Here is a 22,130-nt window from a genome sequence, read left to right on the forward strand (position 1 = left end):
TATATCATCATGAGTACACTTACCATATTACATAAACTAAAGCTTAAAAAATCTGCTACAAAAGAAAAAATAATCAGGTTTTATGATGAAGCAACAGAAGATTATGAGTTCTGGAGTACAGATTTCAATATGCATTTTGGATACTATATTCCCTTTAAAACCAATATCCTGAAAAGAGATTCAATGCTTAACGAAATGAATCAGCAGGTTTTTGATCGCTTACAAGCTCCTAAACAAAATTCACTTGTAGCAGATCTGGGATGTGGTATTGGTGGCGCTATACAGTATGGATTAAGAAAGTATCCTCTACTACATATTATTGGTGTAACACTTTCTCCTTTTCAGGTTAGAGAAGGAAATAAAAGATTACAACATAAGAATGGGTTAATTTTAGAAGAAAACTATTGTCATACATCTTTTAAAACTAGCAGTGTAGATGGAGCTTATGCTATAGAGAGTTTCTGTCATTCTGGGCATAGTAAAGAGGCTTTACAGGAAGCATATAGAATATTAAAACCAAATTCTAAACTAGTGATTGCCGATGCGTTCTTAAAAAAAGATGAAGAACAATTATGTATAGGTAGTAATTATTGCTATGAACAACTTTGCAAAGGATGGAGTCTAGAAGGTTTAGGAAGTATTAAAAAAGTAAAACAGACTTTAAAACATATAGGTTTTAAGAATGTAAGTGTCGAGGATGTATCATTTAGAGTTGCGCCTTCTGTTCTTCATGTTCCTTTTGCAATTACAGGGTTTATGTTAAAAAAACTATTTAGAAAAGAAACTCTAAAACCACAAAGTTGGAAAAACCTAAAAGGATCACTATTTGCACTACTTTCTGGTCTGCATACCAAAAGTTTTGGATATTATTTAATCACTGCAGAAAAATAAAATTAGAAAACATATGAAAAAAATAGTCATAGCAGCAGGAACAGGTTTTCTTGGAAAAGTACTCATAGCATATTTTAAAACGAAAGCAGAATCTATTACAATTCTAACCCGTGGAAAAAGTAGAATAGAAAATAATGTTCAATTTATTCATTGGAACGCAAAAACCTCTGGAGATTGGACACATGAACTAGAGAATGCAGAAATAGTAATCAATTTAGCAGGCAAGTCAGTAGATTGTAGATACACCCAAAAGAATAAAGATCGTATTCTAAATTCAAGAGTAACCTCTACAGCTATTTTGGGAGAAGTCATAAGTAAATGCAAAAACCCTCCCAGAATCTGGCTAAATTCATCAACCGCAACCATCTATAGACATTCTTTAGATAAAGAAATGGATGAAATTGATGGAGAAATAGGAACTGGTTTTTCTGTTGATGTCGCTACATCATGGGAAAAAACATTTTTTAGCCAACAAACTCCTAAAACCAGAAAAATTGCATTAAGAACCTCTATAGTCCTAGGTAAAAAAGGAGGAGCTTTGCCATCAATTCTTAATTTAACCAAAATCGGATTGGGAGGAAAACAAGGCTACGGAAATCAAAAATTAAGTTGGATACATGAGCTAGATTTTGCAAGAAGTATAGAATTTATTATAAATACTCCTAGCATTGAAGGTGTGGTAAATATTGTTTCTCCTAAACCAGTAACCAATTCAATCTTTATGAAAACACTTAGAAGGGTTGCAAAAATTCCCTTCGGAATTCCTATTTCAAAACCTATACTAGAATTTGGAGCAAGAATTATTAAAACAGAAACCGAACTTATACTCAAGAGCAGAAATGTAATTCCTTCAAAACTTATACATAATGGATTTCGGTTCTTGTATCCCGATATTAAACCAGCGTTAATTACTCTTATTTAGAAAATTATGACAATCATTCGACTAACAACTCAAATAAAAACTCCTGTCAAAAAAGTATTTGATTTAGCTAGAAGCATTGACTTTCACACAATATCTGCATAAAAAAAAAAGAAAAAGCCATAGCAGGAAGAACTTCGGGGTTAATCGAATTAGGAGAAACCGTTACCTGGAGAGGACGGCATTTTGGAATTTATCTCATTCACAAAAGTATAATTACAGCGTATGATTATCCAAACAACTTTACCGATAAAATGATCAAAGGATGTTTTAAAACTTTTAAGCACCAGCATATTTTTCATAAAACACCAGCAGGTACAGAAATGATCGATATACTCAAATACGAAACCCCCTACGGTGTTTTAGGTGTTTTTTTGATCATCTAATCCTAAAAAAGCATCTTACTCAATTTCTTACCACTCGTAATCAATCTATAAAATTGCATTTAGAATCCAAAAACACAGTAAAATCGGTTCATAAAAGCTATTTATAAGGATTCAATATTAATAGGCACAAAGTACTGATTCGTTAAAGCATATATAGGATTCAACTTTTTATCCTATTTTTGGAGAATATAACAACAGGAAATATAATGTCAACAAATACCATAGACCCTAATGCGTGGGTGGATAAGTACAGTGATTACCTATTTAACTATACCATTGTAAGAGTTGATGATAAAGAAATTGCCCAAGATTTAGTGCAAGAAACATTCTTTGCCGGACTTAAATCCATGAAAAATTTCAAAGGTGAAGCAAGTGAGCGTACTTGGCTTATTTCTATTCTGAAAAGAAAAATCATTGATCACTATCGTAAAATAAATAGTAATAAAGGTAAAGCAGAAGTAAGAATGAACTACACTTCTGATTCTGAAACTGAAGGTGACTGGTTAGAAGAACGTGTTGCGGATCCTTTTGATGGTAATGCAGAAGGCGAGATCGAAAACGAAGAGTTAGGGTTAGCCATACATGATTGCATGGGGAAATTACCTCAAAAACAAGCTCTTATTTTTAAATTAAAAACAGTACAAGGTTTCGATACTGAAGCTATTTGTAATGAATTTGATATCACTGCGTCTAATCTATGGGTGATCATCCATAGAGCACGTACAGCTATGGCTGAATGTCTAGAAAAAAATTGGTTTTAAGAAAAATGAGTAATAAAAAGGGAATATTAGTAAATTGTTCAGAAGCAAATCACTTCTGTGATAAAAATCAGTATAAAGAAGCTACTTTTTGGGAAAAAGTAAAGTTAAACATACATTTGATATACTGTAGAGCTTGTAGAAAGTACACTGCAAAAAACATGAAATTAACCAAATTGGTAAAAAATCCAAAAGTGATTAGTATCAATCGTTCTGATAAAGAAGCAATGAAAGAACGACTAAAACAAAGAATGTAATCCTAAATAGTTATAATGCCCTCGAATAAAAGAATTACCCAAATAGTACAATGAAAACTACGAATAAGAAGAAATTACTTGTATCCTGTGAAGAAGCAAAACATATTTGTGATAAAAACCAATATGGAGAAGCTTCTTTTCTAGAAATAGTTAAACTTAACATTCGTCTTGTATATTGCAAAATAACCCGGGCGTATTCTAAAAGAAATACAAAACTCACAAAAACCCTCAACAAATCTAAATCACAATCGATCAGCGCTTCAGATAAAGAAGCTATGAAAAAAGAAATACAAAAAGAATTAACTAAATAAGGATTCCAGAATAACCAGAATTAGTAACCACATTATAGGAACACTCTCTACCCAAAAAGAACAATAATATTCTGATTGTTTTTTCTCTGTTCCCCACAAAAAGAAAAGACTTATTATAGTTATCAATATTGTACTCAAAATTTCTATCGAAGATAATAACTCATCTTTTGCGGCTGTCAACAATAAAAATATAACCAGCAAAATACTACCAAAAAGCTTAGTTCTTGTCACTCCAATTTTTTGTGGAACCGTTTCTAACTCTGCATTATCATACTGCAAATCTCTTACCTCAAAAGGTAGCATCATAACAACGATAAACAAAAACCGTTGAACCATTTCTATTAAAAAATTTGAATCTAAATTTCCATTAACATGTACTAATGGAACCAGTACAGTCATACCAGCCCATATCATACCTATAATAAAGATTTTCACCCCTGCAAGACTCCTTAAGTTCTTCTTGTTAGGAAAAACCGGTACAACATATAAAACAGTAAGTGCTATAAATGGAGCCATATATATCCACGTATCAATCGACACCTTAAACGAAAGATAGATAAAGGACAAACAAGAAAGAATGGTCAAAACACGAATCCCTTTCATTGATTTGGTCAATCTTTTGTGGTAAAGTTTAGAGACTTTAGAATATTTCACAAAATTATATGCCATAATAGCACCTAAAAAAGAAAAAAGGATATAGGTAAATTGACCAGATATTCCATATTTCATAAAGGTAATTTGCACCAAAGCACATATAGCTAAAGCAACATGAATACTGCCGTTAATATAGAATCTGAATATGCTTTTTAAGGTTTTCACGTTACTTAATAGGGGTTATGTGTTAACAAAACCCGAATTTGGTTAAAAACTTGATAGGTCTAGGTTAATTAATTGTGAAAGTTTTAGCAATTAAATATGTATTTTTGAAATCTCAATTTCAACTGTTTTTTTTCGCTATGAAAACCGATTCCTTTAAACTACGTCATATAGGTCCTTCAACAAAAGATCTAGGTGAGATGTTAAACACAATTAAAGCAGATTCTTTAGAACAATTAATATATGAAACTGTTCCTGATGATATTCTTTTAAAAAAATCGTTAAATCTAGATTTTGCCTTGAGCGAACAAGAATATTCTGCACATATACAAAAGCTTTCTGCAAAAAATAAAGTATTCAAAACCTATATCGGTTTAGGATATCACGAAGCTAGTTTACCTGCAGTTATACAACGTAATATCCTTGAAAACCCGGGATGGTATACCGCATACACACCTTATCAAGCAGAAATTGCACAAGGTCGATTAGAAGCTTTGTTAAATTATCAAACCATGATCTGTGATCTTACAGGTATGGAATTAGCTAATGCCTCTTTATTAGATGAGAGTACAGCTGCTGCAGAAGCAATGACTATGTTATTCGCTGTACGATCCAGAGATCAGAAAAAAAATAATGTAAACAAGTTTTTTGTTTCAGAAGAAATATTACCTCAAACACTTTCCTTATTACAAACAAGAGCAATCCCTCTTGATATTCAATTGGTAGTAGGAAATCATCAACAATTTGATTTTTCGACCGAGTTTTATGGTGCTATTTTGCAATACCCAGGTAAATCAGGTCAAGTATATGATTATGCTGATTTTGTTGAAAAAGCTCACCTAGCAGAAATCAAAGTTGCTGTAGCTGCAGACATATTAAGCTTAGTATCATTAAAATCTCCGGGAAGCTTTGACGCAGATGTTGTCGTAGGAACTACACAACGTTTTGGGATTCCTCTTGGATATGGTGGACCACATGCTGGCTTTTTTGCTACAAGAGAAGCATATAAAAGAACTATCCCTGGAAGAATTATAGGGGTCACTCAAGATTTAAATGGAAGTCGTGCATTACGAATGGCATTGCAAACCCGTGAACAACATATTAAACGAGATAAAGCAACTTCTAATATCTGTACTGCACAAGTACTCTTAGCCGTTATGGCCGGAATGTATAGTGTATATCACGGTCCGGAAGGCCTAGGTTATATCGCTTCAAAAGTTAATGCATCGGCAGTAACATTAAGTGCAGAATTAGAAAAATTAGGTTTCAATCAACTTAACACAGCTTATTTTGATACCATTCGCATACAAGGTGATACAACCAAAATAAAAGAAATTGCCGAAGCTAGTGAAGTAAATTTCTTCTATCCAGATTCAGAAACAGCTTCAATTTCTTTAAATGAAGCAACAACAATTGAAGATTTAAATACGATCCTATCAATTTTTGCGAAAATTGCAGGAAAAGAATATACTCCTATTCAGGAAATTAAGAATTCAAATACCATAGATAAAAATCTAAAACGTAATACAGAGTTTTTAACAAATGAAGTATTCAATTCTTACCATTCTGAAACAGAATTGATGCGTTATATTAAAAAATTAGAACGAAAAGATCTGTCATTAAATCATTCTATGATTCCGTTGGGGTCCTGTACAATGAAACTTAATGCAGCGGCAGAAATGTTACCTCTTAGTGATCCACAATGGGGAAATATTCATCCTTTTGCCCCAGTATACCAAGCTCAGGGATATCAAGAAGTTCTAAAAAAACTCGAAGAACAACTTACAGAAATCACAGGATTTGCAGCTACCTCTCTACAACCAAACTCTGGTGCACAAGGAGAGTTTGCCGGGTTAATGGTAATTAGAGCATATCACGAATCGAATGGAGATCATCATCGTAATATTTGTTTGATTCCTTCATCTGCTCATGGCACTAATCCTGCCTCTGCAGTAATGGCAGGAATGAAAGTAATTGTTACCAAAGCTACCGAAGAAGGTAATATTGACATAGATGATCTAAGAGAAAAAGCATTAAAATATAAAGATAACCTTGCTGCTTTAATGGTTACCTATCCATCTACACATGGAGTATATGAATCTGGGATTAGAGAAATCACTCAAATTATTCATGATAATGGCGGACAAGTATATATGGATGGTGCCAATATGAATGCACAGGTTGGTTTAACCAATCCTGGTGCAATAGGCGCAGATGTATGTCACCTTAACTTGCACAAAACCTTTGCTATACCTCACGGTGGCGGTGGACCTGGTGTTGGCCCAATTTGTGTTGCACAACAGCTAGTCCCTTTTTTACCAGGCAATCCAATTATCACTACCGGAGGAGATCAGGCAATAACAGCAATTTCTGCAGCTCCTTGGGGATCTGCTCTGGCATGTTTGATTTCTTATGGATATATTACTATGCTTGGAGTAAATGGTTTAAAAGAATCTACTCAATATGCTATTTTGAATGCTAATTATATCAAAGAACGCTTAGATGGGCATTACAATGTATTGTATGTAGGAGAAAAAGGAAGAGCTGCTCATGAAATGATTATAGACTGTAGACCATTTAAAACAAATGGTATAGAGGTTACAGATATTGCAAAACGACTTATGGATTATGGATTTCATGCTCCAACGGTTTCTTTCCCGGTAGCAGGAACTATTATGATCGAACCTACCGAAAGTGAAAGTAAATCAGAATTAGATCGTTTTTGTGATGCAATGATCTCGATACGCAAGGAAATAGCCGAAGCTACAGCTGATAATCCAAATAATGTAATGAAAAACGCGCCGCATACTATGGCTATGCTTACAGCAGACTCTTGGGATTTCCCGTATTCGAGAGAGCAAGCAGCATATCCATTATCATATGTAGCCGATAACAAGTTTTGGCCATCTGTTCGTCGTGTAGATGATGCATATGGAGATAGAAACTTAATTTGTACATGTGCTCCTATTGAAGAGTATATGGAAACAGAAGCTTAAAAAAACTATTATCCCATAAATGAAAGAGGTGACTTTATGGTTACCTCTTTTTCGTTAACCATGCTATGATTAGAAAATAAGTGTAATTTTTTAAAACTGCACAGCAAACCTATGAAAGATATCACTTCAAGACAAGACATAGAATTCTTAATGAACGCTTTTTATAAAGACGCTTTTGCAGATCCTGCTATTGGTATCTTTTTTACCAAAATTGCAAAAATTAATCTCGAAGAACATATTCCGGAAATCACAGATTTTTGGGAACAACAATTATTTAGAACAGGAAATTACAAAAAGAATGTGATGCAGATTCATAAAAACTTAAGCAGTAAAAAAAAGTTAGAAAAAATCCATTTCGATACTTGGCTATCACTGTTTCACAAAACAGTGGATCGCAATTTTAAAGGAGAAAAAGCACACCTTATCAAAACAAGAGCCTTATCCATCGTAACGGTTATGCAACTAAAAATAGAATAGGCTTTATTGATTATAAATTTGGATTATGCATTAAAAAATTGGTAAGTACAGTGGTATATTTCGAAGCAGATTTAGGCTGTAATAGATTTTCTAATACACAATCAAGGTTTAATCAAATACATAACAAAAAAGGTTGGGCATCGTAGTATCTGCTATGCGCGCATAATAAAATGATTCTTATTGTGTACCTTACCATTCCATAATATATAATTGGGTACAATGAATATCAAAATAACGGGTACAGGGAGCTATATTCCTAATGAAATTGAAAAAAACAACGACTTTATCAATCATGAATTCTTTACCGAAAACAAGGTCTTAATCGAACATAACACTACCGCTATAATTGATAAGTTCAAAAAAATTACTGGTATTGAAGAACGTAGATATGCCTCTGCCCATCAAAACACTTCTGATTTAGCATTTCTTTCCGCAGAAAAAGCAATTATAGACTCAAAAATTGATCCTGAAACCCTTGATTATATTATTGTAGCCCATAATTTTGGCGATGTAGACAAAAACTCCTCTCAGGCAGATACTGTCCCTAGTCTTGCAGCAAGAGTAAAACATAAATTAAAAATAAAAAACCCGTACTGCGTTGCATATGATTTGCTTTTTGGGTGCCCTGGTTGGATAGAAGGAGTCATACAAGCCCAATCATATATAAAAAGTAATATGGCTCAAAAATGTCTTGTTATTGGGGCAGAAACTTTATCTCGTGTTATAGATAAACATGATCGGGATTCTATGATTTATTCTGATGGATCTGGAGCCGTGATACTAGAAAAAACAAAAAAACCAGGAGGGATAATTTCTTCAATAAGCGCTTCTCATACACTTGAAGAAAGTAATTTTCTATTCTTCGGAAAAACAAACAATAACATCTCTAATGATGATACCAGATACATCAAAATGCATGGGAGAAAAATATATGAATTTGCTTTAAATCAAGTACCAAAAGCAATGAAAGTCTGCCTTGACAAAACTGATATTAACATCACAGATATCAAAAAAATTATCATTCATCAAGCTAATGAGAAAATGGATGAAGCTATTGTAAAAAGATTCTATGATCTATACGACCAGGAAGTACCAGATGGTATTATGCCCATGACTATTCAAAAGCTAGGAAATAGTAGTGTTGCTACTGTTCCTACTCTATATGACCTTATTTTAAATGGTAAAGTAAAAAACCAATCCATTAAAGAAGGAGACATTTTGCTATTTGCCAGTGTTGGCGCAGGGATGAACATTAATACTCTTTTATACCAATTTTAAACCTTTTGTAAAATTCTCTTGGATGTGCAGATAGTAATCTGGGTAATTGTCTATTTTTACAATATAATTACTGATTTGACTATTATGTACGAAGGAAATTTTCCTCACCGACGATACCAAAAAACTTTAGAATTTCTTAGAGAAAATACCCCTGCCCCAGGTACTGTTCTGGATTTGGGTGTTAGAAATCCTTTTGTAGAGTTTATGGAAAAAGAAGGATATACAGTATCAAACACTTCTGGCGAAGATCTAGACCTCAACACAGAAGCTGTACAAAAAGAAGATATCCAAATTGTTACTGCTTTCGAAATTTTTGAGCACCTTATCGCCCCTTTTAATGTTTTACGTGACATCAAAGCTGATAAATTGGTCGCCTCTATCCCTTTAAAGTTATGGTTTTCTTCGGCATATCGTAGTAAAACTGATCACTGGGATAGACATTATCACGAATTTGAAGATTGGCAATTTGATTGGTTACTCGAAAAAGCAGGTTGGGAAATTAAAGCAAGAAACAAGTGGGCACATCCCGTTAAAAAAATTGGACTACGTCCTTTATTAAGACTTTTTACTCCCAGATATTATATTGTATATGCAGAGAGGGTAAAAAAATCTTAATATGATCTTATAATAGTAAAGCCCAAACGGAAACCTAAAATTATTTTTTTTGAATATATCTATTATCATACCAGCTCATAATGAGGAACGATTTATCAAAGAAACTCTTGATTCTCTCGTTTCACAAACATTGCTTCCTCAAAAAATAGTGGTAGTAAATGATAATTCTACAGATAATACTGTAAATATTATAAATAAATTTACAGATAAGTATCATTTTATATCATTGATCAATATCAGTAATTCTTCTAAAGAGCATATGCCCGGAAGCAAAGTGATTAATGCTTTTTATCAAGGTTTTCAGGCTTTGGATACTAATTATGACATCATTTGTAAATTTGATGCCGATCTGATTTTTCAAAAAAACTACTTAAAAAGTATCGCTGAAGTTTTTGAGTCTGATTCAAAAATCGGTATAGCTTCTGGCATCCTATACATCGAAAAAAAGAAAAAATGGATATATGAGCATATTGCAGACAAGAATCATGTTCGAGGACCAATAAAAGCATATCGAAAAGAATGTTTTGAAGCTATTAATGGGCTTAAAAAATCAATTGGCTGGGATACCTTAGATGTATTATTAGCTCAATATCATGGATGGAAAACCAAAACATCTCATAGTTTGATTGTAAAACACCTTAAACCTACAGGAAAAAACTATAATAAAAACACAAAATACGTACATGGTGAAGCCATGTATAAAATGAGATACGGGTTTTGGATTACACTAATTGCCTCTATAAAGTTGGCTCTACTTAAAAAACGACCAAGCCTGATCAATGATTATTTAACAGGGTATTATAAAGCAAAAGCAAGAAAAGAAGTATTCCTTGTTTCTGAAAAAGAAGGAGATTTTATTCGTAAACTTCGTTGGAAAAAAATGAAAAAGAAACTCATATAGCGAATAGCTCTAATTAGAAAAACTAGTACTTCTTTAACTTTTTTACAATAAATTATTCTTACATTGAACCATTAATTTTTTAAAAAATAATTTCATGAAAATCAAACAACTTCTTTGGGCATTAAGTTGCATATTATGCTTAGCTTCCTGTAATAAAGAAAGTAAAGCAGAAAAAGTAGATTACGTGCTTTTCTCTGGAAAGGTAAGTAATGCCGTAGAAAATGAGATTAATGTATTCGGAAATGGTAATGATTTCAAAAAAGTAATCTCGATTAATGAAGATGGGACATTCTCTGATACTTTAAAGATTGAATCCAAAGGCTCCTATCGTTTTATGATTGGCCGCGAAAGGTCACCCTTGTATTTAGATCATGGGGATCAACTAGAATTAACAATAGACACTAAGCAATTTGATGAAACCATAAAATACACAGGTACCGCTGCAGATGCCAACAACTATCTGGCAGAAAGAGCCTTAATAGAGGAAAGCCTTTTTGCTGGTGGCCCAGAAGGGTATAAAAAACTCTTTATTAGTGAGGTAGATGAATTTAAAAAATTAGTGTCGCAAAATGAACAAGCTAAAAATGATGCGATTAAAAAATATAAAGATTTAGATCCCGAATTTGTAACTACTCAAACTAAGGATAATCACTATGAATATTTAGCAATGCTAAATAATTATCAATCGACTCATAGTCATTATGCCAAAAAAGAAGACTATAAAACTCCAGAAGGTTTTTTGGATGAGTTAAAAGATTTTGATATTGACAATGCAGAAGATTATGAGAAATCTAGCGCTTATAAAAGATTAAGTTCTGATGTTTTCTATAGAATTTCTCAAGAAAAAGCAGCCAAGGATAGTATTTCTATGGATAAAGCAATGATGGAGAATTTGGCTCAAATAAAAAGTAAAAATATTAGAAATGCTTTTATGAAGAACATGGCATATCAAGTATCTCCAAGAAATGAGAATGCAGCAGAATTGTATGATATGCTTATGGCAGCCTCAGACGATGAAGAATTTAAAAGTGAATTAACTAATAAATTCGAAAAAATAAAAGTGCTGGTTAAAGGTAATGAGTCTCCTGTATTTAATAATTACGAAAATTATAAAGGAGGTACAACTTCATTAAGTGATCTTAAAGGAAAATATATATACATTGATGTTTGGGCTACCTGGTGTGGACCATGTAAAGCAGAAATCCCACATCTAAAGAAAATCGAAAAACAATATCACAATAAAAATATCGAATTTGTAAGTATCTCTGTAGATAAAAAACCACAACACGATGCCTGGAGAGCAATGGTTAAAGAAAAAGAATTAGGTGGAGTTCAATTATTCGCAGACAACGATTGGGGATCTCAATTTATTGTAGATTATGGTATAAGAGGAATCCCAAGATTTATCTTAATTGATCCTGAAGGTAAAATTGTAAGTGCAAGTGCACCAAGGCCATCTGATCCTAAACTTGTAGAAGTTTTTAACGAATTAAGTATCTAAGATTAATTTCTTATTCTTTAAAAAAATACAAATCCGCAAATTCTACAGTAGTAGAATTTGCGGATTTGCTTTAAATAAACTACCCGTTTTTACTCCTCTTCAGAATAATTTTGATTTAAAAACAGACAGACTTGTCTATTTTTAAAATTATTTTGTAGTTTTGTATCGTGAAACACTCTTTAGTAAGACAACATATCATAGAAACTGCCTCTGATCTCTTTTACCAAAAAGGATATAATCGTACTGGTATAAATGAAATCATAAAAGAAGCAAGTATAGCAAAAGCAACACTATACAACCATTTTGCCTCAAAAGAAGATATTTGCCTTGCCTATCTAAGGTTTAGAAATGATCTATTTACAAAAAATATAAAAACCTTTGTAGGCAACGCCAAAAAAGGAAAAGATCAACTTTATGCTTTATTTCATTTTCTCGTAGAATTCTTTTCTGAAAAAGATTTTAATGGGTGCTGGTGTGTAAATACTATTGCTGAAATCCCAAGAGAAAACGAAAAAATTAGAAAAGAGATACAAAAACAAAAAGAAGAATTTATTGAATTCATAAAAGAACTGGTAGAGCAGAACTACAGTCAAAATACAGCTTCAGAAAATGAAGCACTCGCCAAAAGAATTTATTTAATATATGAAAGTTCTATTTCTGAAAGTAAGTTACACCAGAATCAATGGCCAATAGACACAGGTCTATCTCTTTGTAAAAGCATCGTGAACTAAAAAAATTTCATCAACTATAGACAGACTTGTCTGTCTAATTTTATTAATCTTAAAAACAATAGAAATGACAACATTTAAAAACAAGACAGCCTTAGTTGTTGGCGGAACTAGTGGAATTGGTAAAGCCACCGTAAATACTCTAATCGAAGGAGGTGCAATAGTGCATGTAGTAGGGAGGAATATATCCAAAATACCAGATGCAGATAACGTAATTAAGCACCAGGTGGATATTACAAATGCCGCTAGTGTAAATGAATTAACCGATACCATTTCTGGATTGGATCGTTTAGATTATCTCGTAAACGCATCCGGAATCTTTGGACCAAAAGCATTTTTGGATCATACAGTAGAGGATTATGATTCTTACCAAGATCTTAATAGAGGTTTCTTTTTTATTACTCAATCTGCCGCTAAAAAAATGAAAGAAAATAATAGCGGGGCCATTGTAAATGTCGGTTCGATGTGGGCAAAACAAGCTGTAAAAGCGACTCCTTCTTCTGCCTATTCTATGCAGAAAGCAGGGCTACACACTCTTACTCAACATCTGGCTATGGAGTTGGCAGATCACGGGATTAGAGTAAATGCAGTATCACCTGCTGTAGTCGAAACCCCAGTTTATGATAGTGTCTTTGGAAGTGCCGAAGAAGCAAAAAAAGCATTGGTAGGGTTTAATAATTTTCATCCTATAGGAAGAAATGGAACTCCGCAAGATATTGCAAATAGCATAACTTTTCTATTATCAGATAAAGCTTCCTGGGTAACCGGTGCAATATGGGATACCGATGGTGGTGTAATAGCTGGACGTAATTAACCAATCGCATAAGGCTAGCTCCATATAGTATTACTACTATCACTTGCCTTACTAAAAAACAAGAATTGTAAATTCATAAAATAATACCCGAGTAAAGTCTCAAAAAAGAGGCTTTACTCTTCATATTTAACCATAATGAAATCAGAAGTACTTATAATTGGCGCCGGACTAACGGGGTTATTACTAGCCTATAAATTAAAGAAGTCATCTATTTCTTTTAAAATCATCGAAGCCAGAAGTAGAATTGGAGGTAGAATACATACAATTCTTACTAATGATGAAACCCCAATCGAAATGGGAGCTACCTGGATAGGGATCCAGCATCAAGAGTTGTTAAAAGTATTAGAAGAATTAAAACTTCCTGTTTTTGAACAATTTATGAAAGGGACTGCCCTGTTTGAATCTCTATCTACTACCCCACCTCAACAAATACAATTGCCATCCGATCAGCAACCAAGTTATCGAATACAAGGAGGAACTATTGCTTTGATTAACACTTTGGCCTCTTCTCTAACTAAAAAAGAACTTATTTTAAATGAAAAAATAACGGGCATTAGTTATTCTAAAAATGAATTTGAAATTAATACTGCAAACCACAACTATCATGCGCATAAAGTAGTATCTACAGTACCACCTATGCTTCTTGTAAACACTATACAATTTAATCCTTCTCTACCTGATAATATTATCGAAATAGCTAACAATACCCATACCTGGATGGGAGATGCTATAAAATTCGGGATTTCATACAAAAGACCATTTTGGAAGGAAAACAAATATTCAGGAACTGTATTTAGTAATGTAGGCCCCATAACAGAATTATATGATCATTCAGATAATAGAAACACCAAATATGCTCTAAAAGGCTTTTTACAAAACGAAATGCATCTGGAGACCGAAAAGAACAGAAAATCCAAAGTAATACATCAACTCCAAAAACTCTTTGGTAATGATGCTTTAGAATACACCCAGTATAAGGAAAAAATCTGGAGAAAAGACTCCAATACCTTTAAGGATTCTCAACATTTTATCTTTCCTCATCAAAATAATGGCCATTCTGTTTACCAAAATGAATTTTTTGACGATAACTTATTTATTGCTGGGGCTGAAACCGCAATCCAATTTGGAGGATATATGGAAGGTGCAGTTAAAAGTGCACAATCCATATATCAAAAATTAAAAGGATAATCCCTACTCTAACACAAAGGATAGCACTTTTCCTGTGGCTCCGTTAGGAAAAGCAATTCCTAATAAAGCCGAGATAGTAGGTGCAATATCCGGGATATATGTTTCTTGAGTTGTACTTCCTTTTTGTATTCCTTGTCCAAAAAACAATAAAGGAGCATGAGTATCATAGGTTAAACCACTCCCATGAGTTGAACCTGTTTTAGAATAAGATATCGTAGCAGGATCCATTACATATACCACATCACCACTTCTTTTTTGATTATACCCTTTTTGAATCAATGCTGCTATACCCGTAACATATTCACCTGTTTCTAACTGGTTTCTTGTAAACACTTTATCAATTTGATTTTCCTGAAGTATATAATGAGCGAGTGCTTTCTCTAGCTTCTCAGCAGATATTGCATTCTTTTTCAATACATTATATTTAAAGAACACTTGGTTATTTGATATATTTTCGATCAATCCATCTACCTTAAATTGTGCTTTTACAAATGCTTTAACTTTGGTTGTAAATGCATCTCTATCAAAGTAACCTGCAGGAATTTTAACCGATTTCAAATATGACGGTACATGTACAGCTCCATGATCTGCTGTAAGAAAAACAGTATATTGCCCTTTACCCACTTTAGTGTCCAAAGCATCAAAAAAACGTTCTAAATCTTTATCTAATCGTAAATATGTATCTTGAATTTCTTTAGAATTCACTCCAAAATTATGTCCGACATAATCTGTACTAGAAAAACTCACTGTAAGAAAATCAGTAGTCTTATCTGCTCCCAGTTGCTCTCCTTCAATTGCAGCAATTGCAAAGTCGGTGGTTAAGCTGTTTCCATAAGCTGATGATTTAATAATATCATATCCAGAATTTTGATCTTTTAGCTTTCCTAAATCATAAGGAAACGTAGCTGTTTCTTTACCTTTATATCCGCCCTCGAACTCATTCTGATCCGGACCACTTTCTGCATATGTATTAATATCATAAAGAGTATTCCATACTTTTAAGTAAGATTCTGCCTGGTTAGAGGTATTAAATTTTTTAACCCAATCTGGCAATTCATTACGATAATAGGTACTTGTTATCCATTTCCCTTCATCTTTACCTCTAAACCAATATGCACCATTCGCAGAATGACCTGCTGGTAGAATAGCACCTCGGTCCTTTATTGCAATACCTATTGTTTTTCCTTTTAATTGTGTATGCAATCTATTTTGATCGCTTATAGTAGACGTTTTCATGCGATGAGGAGACATTCGTTCCATTTCGCTATCAGATCCTACTGCTTTAACTAATGAATCGCTTGCGCAATATACCATTGCTTTGCCAAATTTATCATACCAGTGATTAGAGATAATTCCATGATTTTTTGGTGTAGTTCCTGTATATACAGAAGCATGACCAGGGCCTGTATAAGTGGGCACATAATTAAAATGATTGTTTTTGCAATTAAAACCTTCATTTATCATACGTTTAAAACCCTTATCTCCGAATCGATTATAGAAACGGGTTAAATAATCATATCGCATTTGGTCTACAACAATACCAACTACCAGCTTAGGTGAGTTACTGATCTCAACGGCTTCTTGCGCTTTACAAGGCATGCAGCACAATGCAACTAATAAGATTAGAAATATTCTTTTTGTCATTATATTTTGAATTTAAATAGCTAAAATACTATTAGTACAAATGTAAAACTTTAATAGAAGGTTAAATGCTATGGATATTTTTTTTTCTATTTTAGCCTTTCTAATTATAATGCATGTTTTACTTAGACGATATTGGTCGCTATTTTTTAATGTTAAAAGGCGTTTTTAGTCGAATGACTAAAGGTTCTGTAATACGGAACCTGATATTTAAAGAGATAGATGATTTAATTATTGGTTCTTTAGGAATAACCATATTTCTAGCCTTTTTTATTGGTGCTGTTGTAGCTATTCAAACTGCGCTCAATCTTACTAACCCCTTAATTCCAAAAAAACTTATTGCTTTTGCTTCAAGACAATCTGTAATACTTGAATTTGCACCAACATTTATTTCAGTTATCATGGCGGGTAAAGTAGGTTCTTTTATTACTTCAAGTATTGGTACAATGAGGGTAACCGAACAGATTGATGCATTAGAAGTAATGGGTATTAATTCACTTAATTATTTAGTTTTCCCTAAAATCATTGCAATGCTCACTTACCCCTTTATTATTGCAATAGCTATGTTTGTAGGTGTATTTGGAGGATACGTTGCTGGAGTTTATGGAGGATTTATTTCTAGCGCAGAATTTTTGACTGGACTACGAGAAGAGTTTATTCCCTATCATCTGGTGTATGCTTTTATAAAGACTTTTTTATATTCTTTTTTATTAGCAACCATTCCATCATTTCATGGATATTATATGAAAGGTGGCGCACTAGAGGTTGGTAAAGCCAGTACTTCTGCTTTTGTATGGACTACGGTGTCCATTGTTATATCTAATTATATTCTCACCCAATTATTACTAAGCTAATGATAGAAGTTACTAATCTGCATAAAGGTTTTAATGGAGAAGAGATTTTAAAAGGAATCACTACAACCTTTGATAGAGGCAAGACCAATCTTATTATCGGTACCAGTGGTAGTGGTAAAACTGTGTTTTTGAAATGTCTACTTGGGCTTTTTACTCCAGAAAAAGGTTCTATTTGCTATGATGGCAGTACTTATTCTGAACTCAATGAAGAACAACAAAGAGACCTAAGAGAACAAATGGGAATGGTTTTTCAAGGCAGCGCTCTATTTGATTCTATGACAGTAGAAGAAAATGTAATGTTTCCTCTAATGATGTTTACCAAACAGAAAAAAGAAGAAATGTTAGAAAGAGTTCATGAGGTTTTAGATCGTGTACATCTTGAAAATGCTGAGAAAAAACTACCTTCAGAAATTAGTGGTGGAATGCAAAAACGTGTTGCTATTGCACGTGCTATAGTAACACGACCAAAATATTTATTCTGTGATGAACCTAACTCTGGGCTTGACCCTAGAACGGCTATTGTGATAGATAATCTTATTAAAGAAATTACCGAAGAATACAATATCACTACTGTAATTAACACCCATGATATGAACTCGGTAATGGAGATCGGAGAAAAAATCGTTTTTCTTAAAAATGGGAATTTAGAATGGGAAGGTGACAAGACCCAAATATTTAAAACCGATAATAAGGCAGTAACTGATTTTGTGTACTCTTCTAATTTGTTTAAAAAAGTTCGAGACGCTCAGTTAAAAGGATTATAACATTAGTCTAGCTGTTTAAATAAAAGCTATCTATTAAGTATTAGTTCGCCTTACCATAGATAATAGTACTCCACTAAAAATTAATAGAGTCCCTATAATTTTATTTTGCAAGTGAACCTTTTCTTTATTTTCAAGGTATTTTTTTAGTCTGGATGCAAATCTAACATACATAAAAAGGCTAATTCCATCAATTACTAGATAAGTTATTCCCAACAAGAGTACTTGAGGTGCAAAAGCAAGACTTTCATCAATAAACAAAGGAAACAATGCAGCAAAAAAAACAATTGCTTTTGGGTTTGATGCCGACATAAAAAAACCTTCACTATATAATTTTAAAAAACTTTTTTCCCTATTCTTCTTTTTGAATTGTTCGACATTTGGTTTTGAAATAATTTTTGTCACTCCCATATATATCAAATACCCAACACCAATCCATTTTATCAGGCTAAAAATTTCTCCCGAAGAAATAACAATAGATGCTAACCCCAGCGAAGACAAAAGTATCTGTATAGTGTTTGCAGATAAGTCCCCTAATATAGTTCCAACTGTTTTTTTTGTTCCGTAATTCATACTATTAGCAGAAGCAAGTAGTACACTTGGCCCAGGAGTTACCCCAATAATGAAAACTGTTCCTATAAATGAAATCCAAAGCGTAAGATTCATATCGATTGTTTTTTATAATTATTCTAAAAATAGTAAAATAACGCTTGCAAATCCAAGACTAGTATTATTAATTTAGTCTAAGCAATATTGTTCGTTCTTAGTTTATTTTGTTTAAAGTTATTCTATTTTTCTTTTACTTCACCCCATTACTTTTTCAATACCATGCTTCGATTTTTCTAAAATGATTTTTAGTTCCCTCTTTTCTATATCAGTCAAAGGCTTTAATGGGCTTCTCAAATTTCCTCCCTCTTCTCCTAACATAGTTAAACCTGCCTGAACCGCTCTTGGTAGTCCTTTGTTAACTATAAATTTCAGAAGATTGATCTGTTTATAAAACATGTTCTGCGCATGTTGTAAATCATTTTCCCGAATGGCATCATACAACGCAATATTAAGTTCGGGAATAAGGTTTGGAGCTGCAGTACACCAACCCGTTGCTCCTGCAGAAAGAGCGGCTAATGCTAAAGGATTCGAACCATTATAAAAAGCTACATCTTCCCCCAATTCTTTTCTTAAATAGTGCATACGTTGCACATCACCTGTGCTTTCTTTAATCATGGTAACATTAGGGATTTCTAGCAAACGTTTTAGTAATGCAGGTGACATGTCTACTCCACTTGTAGCTGGATTATTATAGGCCATAATTGGAATAGAAATCTGTTTTGCTACCGTGTCGTAGTGCCGAACGATCTCATCATCTGTCAATTTCCAGTAACTCATTGGGATGATCATAACTGCTGTAGCACCAGCTTTTTCTGCAAACTTAGCATGATGCACTGTTCTTTCTGTTGTTAGATTCGAAACTCCAACTAAAACAGGAAGCCGTTTATTCACTTGCTGAATTGTTGCTTCGGTTATTGCCTCTTTTTCCTGATCCGTAAGATAAGGAAGTACACCTGTACTTCCTAAAGGAGCAATACCGTGAGATCCATTTCTTATTAATCGTTCTAAAAGTTTTCTAAACAAATCAATATCTACCTTTTCATTAGTATCAAATGGTGTTATTGGATAAGCAATCACACCCTTAAATGGTACATTTTTCATAATATATATTTTTTTTGATGATTATAAATCTCTACCTTCTTCTTCACGAAGTGCTACACCTAAGTTTTGAAGTTGTGGCGCATTTTCGCTGGCAATGTATTTTGCATTTTTTGTACTACTCAAATTTTTATGACGATGCCAGGTCCAACTGGGAATATAAACAGCATCTCCTGCTTTCCAATCCACTCTCACACCTTCTATTTCGGTATACCCTTCTCCTTCGATTACATACAATAATGTTTCATACGTATGCCTATGTTTATTTGTCATTTGATCTGGTAACAAACCTCCAATCGTCATACTTACATTTTTACTAGGTAGATCTATAAAAAAAACAGGATGTTTTCTTTCTGTAGAGAACTGATCGTGTACCCCTGCATTTTCTACATTTTTATGTATTAATGTATCGGGCATTACAAATTTTGGTCTTGCAAAAGTTTCATGAAAATCTTTTGAACTGAATTTTTTTTCTTTAGTTTCCATTGTTTTCTAATTTTTTGTTCATTGTATTATTACAATGTAAAAGTATTTCATATTTGGACTATCTTTATGGTACAGAAAATACATAAATAGATAGTCCAGATGCTTAGACCTTGGGAACTTCAAATTAAAATCGATCTTACTAGTAAGAAAGCTATATATCTACAAATTGCAGATGCTATTATTAATGCAATTAAAAATGAGCAATTACATAAAAACCAGGCCTTGCCAGGAAGCAGACAATTAGCAGAATTAATAAAAGTAAACAGAAATACGGTTGTTGAAGGTTTAAATGTCTTAATCGCAGAAGGGTGGCTTGTTTCTAAAGAAAGAAAAGGAACATTTGTGGCTAATGTTTTTCCTAAACAGAACCAACATAAAAGCGTATATAGGCAAAATACTATTGATGATGAGCATTCATCAAAACCATTAATTGTTTTTGATGATGGGTTTCCGGATAGTAGACTTGCTCCTACCATAGCATTAGCAAGAGCATACAGGCAAATTTTTAATCGCAAAGCTCGTTGGCAAATGATGGGGTACAGTAGTGAACTAGGGGATTCTGAGTTTAGAAATGCAATGGTACAAATGCTAAATTTTAAGCGTGGGATGAATATTTCAATTCATGAAATTTGCATCACAAGAGGTAGCCAAATGGCAATGTATTTAACAAGTCATTGTTTATTAGAAAAAGATGATTTTGTACTAATAGAAAATCCAGGTTATAAACCAGCATGGCGAGCTTTTGAAAGTATTGGAGCCAATCTTCTTCCTGTTTCGATAGATGATCAAGGGCTAAGTATCGATGATGTAAAGTATTATTTAAAAAAGCATAAAAAGATAAAAGCAATATACACAACTCCTCATCATCAGTTTCCTACAACTGTAACAATGAGCCTGCAAAGACGCTTAGAGTTAATCTCATTATCTAATCAATATGGGTTTACCATCATTGAGGATGATTATGATAATGAATTCCATTTTGGATACAGGCCTGTTTTACCGATTTCTAGTTTTGATAACGTTCAACATTTTATTTACATAGGAACATTAAGTAAGATCATTGCACCTGCTCTGCGTATTGGTTATTTGGTGGGAAGCCAAAGTTTTATAAAAAAGGCAGGAGATCTTCGTAAAATTATTGATGTACAAGGTGATAATATCATGGAGCAAGCTATTTTACAACTAATAAAAGACGGAGAAGTAAAACGTCATCTAAAAAAAACCTCGACAATATACAAAGCCAAAAGAGACTATTTCGAAACCTTACTTCATACATATCTAAAAGAAAAAGTATCTTTTAGTAAACCAGATGGAGGGCTTGCTTTTTGGTTGGTGCCTAAAAAAGAGGTAGATGTTTTTCAGATTGCCAAAAAACTAAACATGCAAGGTATAGATATTATTACACCTAATAAATTTAGTTTTATCAACCCCATACATGGTTTCCGTTTAGGGTATGCGTCATTATCTGAAGAGCATTTAAAAAAAGGAGTTATTGCACTTTCTAAGTTATTATAACGATATACCACACAAATCTCATCGTTATGTTCTTATTTATGATAATGATCTAAACCTGTTGTACTCATTACAGGAGTGAACTCTATTATACTATATTCTGCTACTTCTTTTTGTATTAGCGGATCTTTATCTAAGATTCTATAAACTTCTTCTTCAGACTCACAATTTGCAATTACAATTCCTCCATTTCGAGGTGATTTAGGCCCTCCTATTATAAATTTCCCTGTCCTGTATTGTTTTGAAATATAACTACGATGGGCTTCAGTAAAACGATTAACTTCTTCTATTGGTTTAACAAAATTAAAATTGATAATAAACATCGTATATTTT

The 22,130-nt window shown here is 33.1% G+C and carries 23 protein-coding genes; 17 read left to right on the plus strand and 6 right to left on the minus strand.

Features of this window, described 5'->3' with window-relative positions; genetic code table 11:
- Positions 1-9: 9 nt before the first annotated feature.
- The 5 genes from AAFU52_RS02770 (at position 10) to AAFU52_RS02790 (ending at position 3,522) form a co-directional block, all read left to right on the plus strand.
- Positions 10-891 (plus strand): methyltransferase domain-containing protein, encoded by an 882-nt coding sequence (locus AAFU52_RS02770; protein ID WP_438425258.1) that lies wholly within the window; start codon positions 10-12, stop codon positions 889-891.
- Positions 892-904: 13 nt separating this feature from the next.
- A complete protein-coding gene (locus AAFU52_RS02775) occupies positions 905-1,813 on the plus strand; it encodes a TIGR01777 family oxidoreductase (protein ID WP_438425259.1) in 909 nt (302 codons plus the stop codon).
- A gap of 589 nt (positions 1,814-2,402) precedes the next feature.
- Entirely contained in the window at positions 2,403-2,957 is a 555-nt protein-coding gene (locus tag AAFU52_RS02780; protein ID WP_024772073.1) for a sigma-70 family RNA polymerase sigma factor, read from the plus strand.
- A gap of 5 nt (positions 2,958-2,962) precedes the next feature.
- The gene (locus AAFU52_RS02785; protein WP_024772072.1) at positions 2,963-3,211 is read left to right on the plus strand and encodes a hypothetical protein; all 249 of its coding nucleotides are present in this window, start codon (positions 2,963-2,965) and stop codon (positions 3,209-3,211) included.
- A gap of 50 nt (positions 3,212-3,261) precedes the next feature.
- Positions 3,262-3,522: a hypothetical protein gene (locus AAFU52_RS02790; RefSeq protein ID WP_024772071.1), complete on the plus strand. Its 261-nt coding sequence runs from the start codon at positions 3,262-3,264 to the stop codon at positions 3,520-3,522.
- Here AAFU52_RS02790 and AAFU52_RS02795 read toward each other — a convergent pair.
- Positions 3,511-4,251: a hypothetical protein gene (locus AAFU52_RS02795; protein WP_051473841.1), complete on the minus strand. Its 741-nt coding sequence runs from the start codon at positions 4,249-4,251 to the stop codon at positions 3,511-3,513. The two genes, AAFU52_RS02790 and AAFU52_RS02795, sit on opposite strands and share 12 nt — an antisense overlap.
- 227 nt (positions 4,252-4,478) lie before the next feature.
- Between AAFU52_RS02795 and gcvP the strand changes: the two genes are divergently transcribed.
- The 9 genes from gcvP to AAFU52_RS02840 all read left to right on the plus strand — a co-directional run bounded on the left by gcvP (position 4,479) and on the right by AAFU52_RS02840 (position 14,836).
- Entirely contained in the window at positions 4,479-7,334 is a 2,856-nt protein-coding gene (gene gcvP, locus AAFU52_RS02800) for an aminomethyl-transferring glycine dehydrogenase (RefSeq protein ID WP_438425262.1), read from the plus strand.
- Positions 7,335-7,445: 111 nt separating this feature from the next.
- Positions 7,446-7,811, plus strand: coding sequence for a group III truncated hemoglobin (locus tag AAFU52_RS02805; RefSeq protein WP_024772068.1), 366 nt, complete (start codon positions 7,446-7,448; stop codon positions 7,809-7,811).
- 219 nt (positions 7,812-8,030) lie between these two features.
- Positions 8,031-9,089 (plus strand): 3-oxoacyl-ACP synthase III family protein, encoded by a 1,059-nt coding sequence (locus AAFU52_RS02810; protein WP_438425266.1) that lies wholly within the window; start codon positions 8,031-8,033, stop codon positions 9,087-9,089.
- An 84-nt stretch (positions 9,090-9,173) separates the two neighbouring features.
- Positions 9,174-9,704 (plus strand): methyltransferase, encoded by a 531-nt coding sequence (locus AAFU52_RS02815; RefSeq protein WP_024772066.1) that lies wholly within the window; start codon positions 9,174-9,176, stop codon positions 9,702-9,704.
- A 49-nt stretch (positions 9,705-9,753) separates the two neighbouring features.
- On the plus strand, positions 9,754-10,605 hold the full coding sequence (locus AAFU52_RS02820; protein WP_024772065.1) for a glycosyltransferase: 852 nt from the start codon (positions 9,754-9,756) through the stop codon (positions 10,603-10,605).
- Between the two features lie 94 nt (positions 10,606-10,699).
- Positions 10,700-12,106, plus strand: a complete 1,407-nt coding sequence (locus AAFU52_RS02825) for a TlpA family protein disulfide reductase (RefSeq protein ID WP_051473840.1) — start codon at positions 10,700-10,702, stop codon at positions 12,104-12,106.
- 167 nt (positions 12,107-12,273) lie between these two features.
- Positions 12,274-12,837, plus strand: coding sequence for a TetR/AcrR family transcriptional regulator (locus AAFU52_RS02830; RefSeq protein WP_024772063.1), 564 nt, complete (start codon positions 12,274-12,276; stop codon positions 12,835-12,837).
- Between the two features lie 64 nt (positions 12,838-12,901).
- Complete coding sequence (locus AAFU52_RS02835) at positions 12,902-13,648, plus strand: SDR family NAD(P)-dependent oxidoreductase (protein WP_024772062.1); 747 nt, start codon at positions 12,902-12,904, stop codon at positions 13,646-13,648.
- Between the two features lie 135 nt (positions 13,649-13,783).
- Positions 13,784-14,836: a flavin monoamine oxidase family protein gene (locus AAFU52_RS02840; protein ID WP_438425271.1), complete on the plus strand. Its 1,053-nt coding sequence runs from the start codon at positions 13,784-13,786 to the stop codon at positions 14,834-14,836.
- Between the two features lie 3 nt (positions 14,837-14,839).
- Here the strand turns inward: AAFU52_RS02840 and pafA are convergent, their stop codons facing one another.
- A complete protein-coding gene (gene pafA / locus AAFU52_RS02845) occupies positions 14,840-16,480 on the minus strand; it encodes an alkaline phosphatase PafA (protein ID WP_438425273.1) in 1,641 nt (546 codons plus the stop codon).
- A 113-nt stretch (positions 16,481-16,593) separates the two neighbouring features.
- Between pafA and AAFU52_RS02850 the strand changes: the two genes are divergently transcribed.
- Together AAFU52_RS02850 and AAFU52_RS02855 are read left to right on the plus strand one after the other, a co-directional pair.
- The gene (locus tag AAFU52_RS02850) at positions 16,594-17,331 is read left to right on the plus strand and encodes an MlaE family ABC transporter permease (protein WP_024772059.1); all 738 of its coding nucleotides are present in this window, start codon (positions 16,594-16,596) and stop codon (positions 17,329-17,331) included.
- Positions 17,331-18,095, plus strand: a complete 765-nt coding sequence (locus AAFU52_RS02855; protein ID WP_438425275.1) for an ABC transporter ATP-binding protein — start codon at positions 17,331-17,333, stop codon at positions 18,093-18,095. Before AAFU52_RS02850 ends, AAFU52_RS02855 begins: the two co-directional genes overlap by 1 nt.
- Positions 18,096-18,128: 33 nt before the next feature.
- Here AAFU52_RS02855 and AAFU52_RS02860 read toward each other — a convergent pair whose 3' ends face one another.
- The 3 genes from AAFU52_RS02860 to AAFU52_RS02870 form a co-directional block, all read right to left on the minus strand.
- The gene (locus AAFU52_RS02860) at positions 18,129-18,758 is read right to left on the minus strand and encodes a LysE family translocator (protein ID WP_438425277.1); all 630 of its coding nucleotides are present in this window, start codon (positions 18,756-18,758) and stop codon (positions 18,129-18,131) included.
- A gap of 138 nt (positions 18,759-18,896) precedes the next feature.
- Positions 18,897-19,802, minus strand: a complete 906-nt coding sequence (locus AAFU52_RS02865; protein WP_438425279.1) for a dihydrodipicolinate synthase family protein — start codon at positions 19,800-19,802, stop codon at positions 18,897-18,899.
- Between the two features lie 21 nt (positions 19,803-19,823).
- Positions 19,824-20,285 carry a cupin domain-containing protein gene (locus AAFU52_RS02870; RefSeq protein WP_024772055.1) on the minus strand — a complete coding sequence of 154 codons (462 nt, stop codon included), beginning with the start codon at positions 20,283-20,285 and terminating at the stop codon, positions 19,824-19,826.
- A gap of 99 nt (positions 20,286-20,384) precedes the next feature.
- On the opposite strand from AAFU52_RS02870, the gene AAFU52_RS02875 reads away from it, so the two are divergent.
- A complete protein-coding gene (locus tag AAFU52_RS02875) occupies positions 20,385-21,800 on the plus strand; it encodes a PLP-dependent aminotransferase family protein (RefSeq protein ID WP_024772054.1) in 1,416 nt (471 codons plus the stop codon).
- 32 nt (positions 21,801-21,832) lie between these two features.
- Here AAFU52_RS02875 and AAFU52_RS02880 read toward each other — a convergent pair whose 3' ends face one another.
- Positions 21,833-22,120 carry a YciI family protein gene (locus AAFU52_RS02880; RefSeq protein WP_024772053.1) on the minus strand — a complete coding sequence of 96 codons (288 nt, stop codon included), beginning with the start codon at positions 22,118-22,120 and terminating at the stop codon, positions 21,833-21,835.
- Positions 22,121-22,130 lie beyond the last annotated feature (10 nt).

The sequence above is a fragment of the Aquimarina macrocephali genome (assembly GCF_051627225.1).
GTDB classification, from domain to species: domain Bacteria; phylum Bacteroidota; class Bacteroidia; order Flavobacteriales; family Flavobacteriaceae; genus Aquimarina; species Aquimarina macrocephali.